Source organism: Vreelandella glaciei (genome assembly GCF_013415125.1).
In the GTDB taxonomy this organism is placed as follows: domain Bacteria; phylum Pseudomonadota; class Gammaproteobacteria; order Pseudomonadales; family Halomonadaceae; genus Vreelandella; species Vreelandella glaciei.
In genome coordinates this window covers 1-5,544 of the sequence record NZ_JACCDE010000066.1, presented here as the reverse complement: position 1 = coordinate 5,544, position 5,544 = coordinate 1, and the positions used below count along the sequence as shown (strand labels likewise).

Below are 5,544 nucleotides of genomic sequence, written 5' to 3'. Positions count from 1 at the left end.
TTGCCAGATCAATACCGATTATCTTATGCTTGTTCATGACTCTTCCCCTCCGCATTGAAGTGGTTCAACTATCAATGTAGCTCTCTGAAGCTTCGAGAGGGGAGGAGTCCCTTTCATTGAGCGAAGCGAAGCAATCTTGGGGTATGTGCCACCGAAAGTTGAGATTGCCGCGTCGCTGCGCTCCTCGCAACGACACGGCCTCGTTCCGACAATCCCAGTTTAGCCAGCGAAGCTGATATACATAACGATGACTAACACGACCAACACGATGCCTGCAGGCACGGCGCCTTTCCAAGGCGTTAGATCCACATCGCCGCTGTGCTGCTGAATCCAATCCGTTTCACGCGGGCGAAGCTTGCCGATAATCAGCATCACGACGACCAGCAACACAAAGACCAACGCCACGAAGTGGAACTCGTGCATGATCTGCGGCAGCAGCGTAAAGGGCGGCACAAAGTAACCGGCAGCAATCAATAAACAGCCACCCACCAGGGCAATTTTAGCCGCCATAGGTGGAACGCGTTTGGTCAATAGGCCAACCAGCACCACAGCCAGAATCGGAATGAAATAGATCGCGTTCATCTTCTGCAGGTAGCCAAACAGACTCTCCTGACCAGCCAGCAGCGGCGCGATAATCATCGTGATGATGGCCATAATCCAGCCAAACACCTTACCCGATTTGACCACCTGTGCTTCGGTAGCCTCTTTGTTGAGCACTCCTTTATAGATGCCCAGGCTGAAAATCGTGGTGGTGCTGTTAAGTGCCGAGTTAAACGACGATAGGATCGCGCCTACCATCACCGCGGCGAAAAACCCGGTTAGATAGGGCGGCAAAACGTTAAACACCAAATGGCCGTAGGCTTCATCGGCACGCACACCCTGATCGGCATAAAGGTGATAAGCAATAATACCGGGCAACACCAGATATAACGGTCCCAGCAGTTTAAAAAGACCGGTCAGTAGAACGCCCTTCTGGCCTTCGGCAAGGTTTTTGGCTGCAAAAGTACGCTGAATAATTTGCTGATTGGTGCTCCAGTAGAAAAGATTAATCAGGAATACGCCGGTAAACAGCGTAAAGAACGGCACCTGCTGCTCGGAGCCACCAATCGAATTAAGCTTATCCGGGTCGCTCTCTTTAAGGATATTCCAGCCTTCCATAATGCCCGTGCCACCACTGACGGCCTGCAGGCCGAAGTAGACAATCACAAAGCCACCGATCAGCAGCCCGATGCCGTTAAGCGTATCGGAAACCGCTACCGTACGTAGCCCGCCAAACAGCGCATACACCGAGCCGATAATGCCGACGATCCACACCGTTAACCAGAGCAGCGCCGTGGACGACTCAATGCCGGTTAATCCAGGAAGATCAAGCATTCCCTGCAACCCTATGGCGCCCGAATAGAGAATAATCGGCAGCAGAATCACCGCGTAGGCAATCAAGAAAATGATATTGGTGATTAGCTGAGTCGTTTTATCGAAACGTATTTCGAGTAACTGCGGCAATGTGGCTATGCCACTTTTCAAAAATCGTGGCAGGAAAAATAGTGCCAGCGCTACCAGCGCAATAACAGCCACCACTTCCCAGGCCATTACACTTAAACCATCAGCAAAGGCAGCCCCGTTCAACCCTACCATTTGCTCGGTAGAGAGGTTGGTCATCAGCAGTGAGCCAGCAATCAACGGGAAGGTTAGCGTGCGGCCAGCCAGAAAGTAGCCGCTAGTGCTTGAGTGGTCATCGCGGCGCGTAATGCGCCAAGTAATGAAGGCGACTAGCCCTGTAAAAAACAGGAAGGACGCCAGGGTCAACGCGTGCATATTGACTCACCTCATCATCATTATATGTGGCACGCACGTTACGGTATGCGCGGATTAAAATGTCAGACATATTAGTCAGTCATTTTAGATGAGCTGAATATAGCCCTGTTATACACCTTTAGTCTTAGGAGCTCCTTCAAGAGCCAAGAGGGTACAGTAAGCGCATAAAAAAGCCCCGGTTCTGTTCTTAAACATGACGTTTAAAAACATAAACCAGGGCGGTTGGCAGCACTGCTATCGATGAGCAGCGGCGGCTTACTTAATGATGAAAACGCTCGGCTGATTGGCGTGCGAGTTCACGGATACCATCCCAATCTTCCGCTTCCACCATTGCTTTAGGCGTTAGCCAGGAACCGCCGACACACATCACATTGGGCAACGATAAATAGTCATCGGCGTTATCAACAGTGATACCGCCGGTGGGACAGAAGCGTGCTTCAGGAATCGGCGCACCAAACGCTTTGATCGCTTTAGCGCCACCGCTGGATTCTGCAGGGAAGAACTTAAACCGACGATAGCCATACTGCCAGCCAGTCATCAACTCAGAAACGGTTGAGACGCCTGGCAGCATCGGTACCGAGCTTTCAACGCCATAGCGATAGAGGGCGTCGGTGGCACCTGGGGTTACCACAAAATCAGCGCCAACCTGCTCGGCCTGGCGGTACTGGGCTGGGGTTAATACCGTGCCCACGCCAATGCTGGCACCGGGCAGCGCTTCACGCATGCGTTTTACCGCTTCCAGGGCACAGTCGGTTCGCAGGGTGATTTCCAGTACGGTTAGCCCACCTTCCACCAGTGCGCGGCCCAACGGGACAGCGTCTTCCAAACGCTCAATAGTGATGACCGGAATTACTTCGGCTTTCGAGCAGATGCTATCCAGCTCGGCGGTACGGGTGGACGGTAACTGTTTATCGATAGTCATTAGTGAGTCTCCAAGCAAATTATTATTGACTAAGGCGGTTAACTCTCAAGGGCAGGCCTAAGGATTGGCCTTAGGGCGCCCAGTAAATCGCCAGTGGGCAGGTTAAAAAGACACGTATCGGCAGTTGACGTACGTCGTCGCCGTTCAATGCCTTGGCCAATACGGCGCGTTTATCATCACCGGTAATGTGTAGAAAGTGACGGCGCGCTTGATGCAAGCGATCCGCTGAAAAGGTAATGCGTGGCTGCGGCTGGCTAGGGGTGCGCACTGCCACCAGCAACTCATCCGTGGCGAGTGCCAGGTCAAGCTCCCGGCTGTCGGGGAACAGCGAAGCGGTGTGCCCATCGCCGCCCATGCCCAGAATGACCACACTGGCGGGCCATGCCAATGAATCCATTCGCTTAGTAATTTCCTCGACACCTTCTTCAGGTGTAGCGGTATCGCAAGTTAACGGTATAAATTGGGCAGCCTTCGCTTCACCCTGCAACAGGTGTTCGCGCACCAGCTTGGCGTTGCTATCGCTACTTTCCTCTTTGACCCAGCGCTCGTCGGCAAGGGTGATGTCAATACGATTCCACGGCAGTCGCTTGGCCGCCAGCGCCTTAAAAAAAGGTACCGGTGTCGAGCCACCTGAGACGACTAACAGAGCACGCTCTTGATGGTTTAAATCTTCTTGAAGAGCTTGAAATACCGCTTCGGCAAGCTGCTCGGCGAGCTGTTGGCGTACTTGGCTCATATTAATAATCCTCGTACCAGCTGCGGCCATCCTGGGTAATCATAGCGATGGAGGCGACCGGGCCCCAAGAGCCCGCCGGATAACGACGCGGCGGCGTGTCACGTTTTTTCCAACCATCAATGAGTTGGTCGCACCAGCGCCATGCGTGTTCGATTTCATCGCGGCGAACGAACAGATACTGCTGCCCTTTCATGACTTCCAACAACAGCCGTTCGTAGGCATCGGGAATGCGCGACTTTGGGAAGGCGCTGTTAAAGTCCAGATGTAGCGGGCCGGGGCGCAAGCGCATGCCCTTATCCAGGCCACTATCTTTGGTCAATACTTGCAGGGCAATGCCCTCTTCCGGCTGCAGGCGAATAATCAGCTTATTCGAAGCAATGCCGCGCTGATCGGGATCAAAGATGTAGTGCGGCTGCTGGCGGAAGTGGATCACAATCTGGGAAAGCTTTTCCGGCATACGCTTACCGGTGCGCAGATAGAACGGCACCCCTGCCCAGCGCCAGTTAGCCACTTCGGTTTTCATCGCCACGAAGGTTTCGGTCTGGCTTTGGATATTGGCATCCTCTTCTTCTAGATAGCCGGGTACCGCCTGACCATCGCTGTTGCCCGCGATGTACTGGCCGCGCACTACGTCTCGACCCAGTGCTTCGCCCACAAAGGGTTTGAGTGCTTTAAGCACCTTCACCTTCTCGTCACGGATGGCATCGGCATCCAGGTTCGAGGGGGGGTCCATAGCAATCAGGCAGAGAAGCTGCAGTAGATGGTTTTGCACCATGTCGCGCAACTGACCCGCCTCATCAAAGTAGCCCCAGCGACCCTCAATGCCCACTTTTTCTGCGACGGTGATTTCCACATGGGAAATGTTGTTCTGATTCCATTGTGTACCGAATAGTGGGTTGGCAAAACGTAGTGCGATCAGGTTCTGGACGGTCTCTTTGCCCAAATAATGGTCGATACGGTAAATCCGCGACTCGGGAAACACCTCGCCAATGGCGTCGTTAATTTCAATTGAGGAGTGCAGGTCGGAACCAATCGGTTTTTCAACCACCACGCGAGACTCATTGTCCAGGCTTTTGCTGGCCTGAAGATGGTGGCAGATATCACCGTAAATGCGTGCACCAACGGAAAGATACACCACCATCGGCCGAGGAGAACCCTTTCGCCACTGGCGGATAGCGTCGTACCCGTCGACACTCGAAAAATCGAGTTTTAAGTAATCCAGGCGGGCGAGAAAGCGCTCAAGGCTCTGCTGATCCTGCTCGTTGCTTTTCAGTCGTTTTTGCAGCACTTCATTTACCATTTTGCGAAATGACGCCGCATCATGCTCTTGGCGAGCCAGTCCCATAATGCGCGTGCTCTCAGGCATCAAGCCTTCACGATCAAGATGGTATAGGGCAGGAAACAGCTTGCGCATGGCAAGATCACCCAGCGCCCCAAACAGTGCTAAATCGATAGCATGGTTGGGATCGCCCAGCGGTGCACTTTGGGAAGCATTGGACTGGCTCATCTTTGCTCCTATTTATAATTAGGCATCTAATGTAGTTAGATTACCTAAAATTTACCGTATTGAGGGCATTATACGCAACAATTCGTGTAATTTTACTACAAAATATGCGTAATTGCTGCTCTGTGAATGCTTTATCTATTCCGTCTGACCTTGTACCTTCCACTTTTACTCCTCGCCCTTCACATAATCCACAGCCACGCGCCAATCTAAGATGAAATCCGGATTAAACGAGATGAAAATAACCGTTAATTCATTAAGCATTGACCAAGGCATCAGCTTAGACTGTCGCCAAAGAAAGGGGCATCATGTTGGATTAATATTTTTATGGATTTTTTTTGCTACAGAGATGCCAATAGCAGCACCTGTTAACTTCGCATAGGTAGCAATACCGGCATAGACCAGTTCTGTTTGAGTATGGCTGTCTACATATGCATCAGGCATAGCTCCTGAATCCGTGAGACCGGCCCCCAGGAATGCTTCTAACCTACTGAACTGCATGGCAATATAGCGAATATCGCCATTCACCCAGACAGTGCCATGCCCAACGTCAAGTTCCGCGCCAGT

5 protein-coding genes are annotated in these 5,544 nt (G+C 52.2%); all 5 read right to left on the bottom strand.

Annotation, left to right across the window (positions count from 1 at the left end):
* Positions 1-219 precede the first annotated feature (219 nt).
* A complete protein-coding gene (locus HZS80_RS23045) occupies positions 220-1,815 on the bottom strand; it encodes a solute:sodium symporter family transporter (protein ID WP_179917443.1) in 1,596 nt (531 codons plus the stop codon).
* 259 nt (positions 1,816-2,074) lie between these two features.
* Positions 2,075-2,737, bottom strand: coding sequence for a bifunctional 4-hydroxy-2-oxoglutarate aldolase/2-dehydro-3-deoxy-phosphogluconate aldolase (locus HZS80_RS23040; protein WP_035557071.1), 663 nt, complete (start codon positions 2,735-2,737; stop codon positions 2,075-2,077).
* A gap of 70 nt (positions 2,738-2,807) precedes the next feature.
* Positions 2,808-3,473 carry a 6-phosphogluconolactonase gene (pgl, locus tag HZS80_RS23035; protein WP_035557069.1) on the bottom strand — a complete coding sequence of 222 codons (666 nt, stop codon included), beginning with the start codon at positions 3,471-3,473 and terminating at the stop codon, positions 2,808-2,810.
* Position 3,474: 1 nt separating this feature from the next.
* A complete protein-coding gene (zwf, locus tag HZS80_RS23030) occupies positions 3,475-4,980 on the bottom strand; it encodes a glucose-6-phosphate dehydrogenase (RefSeq protein ID WP_179917442.1) in 1,506 nt (501 codons plus the stop codon).
* A gap of 303 nt (positions 4,981-5,283) precedes the next feature.
* Positions 5,284-5,544: hypothetical protein (locus tag HZS80_RS23025; protein WP_179917441.1), on the bottom strand; the 261-nt coding region annotated here is incomplete at its 5' end.

Excerpts from the sequence above, each read along its gene's own strand:
- HZS80_RS23045 (WP_179917443.1), bottom strand. The coding sequence starts at position 1,815 with ATGCACGCGTTGACCCTGGCGTCCTTCCTGTTTTTTACAGGGCTAGTC.
- zwf (WP_179917442.1), bottom strand. The coding sequence starts at position 4,980 with ATGAGCCAGTCCAATGCTTCCCAAAGTGCACCGCTGGGCGATCCCAAC.
- HZS80_RS23040 (WP_035557071.1), bottom strand. The coding sequence starts at position 2,737 with ATGACTATCGATAAACAGTTACCGTCCACCCGTACCGCCGAGCTGGAT.
- pgl (WP_035557069.1), bottom strand. The coding sequence starts at position 3,473 with ATGAGCCAAGTACGCCAACAGCTCGCCGAGCAGCTTGCCGAAGCGGTA.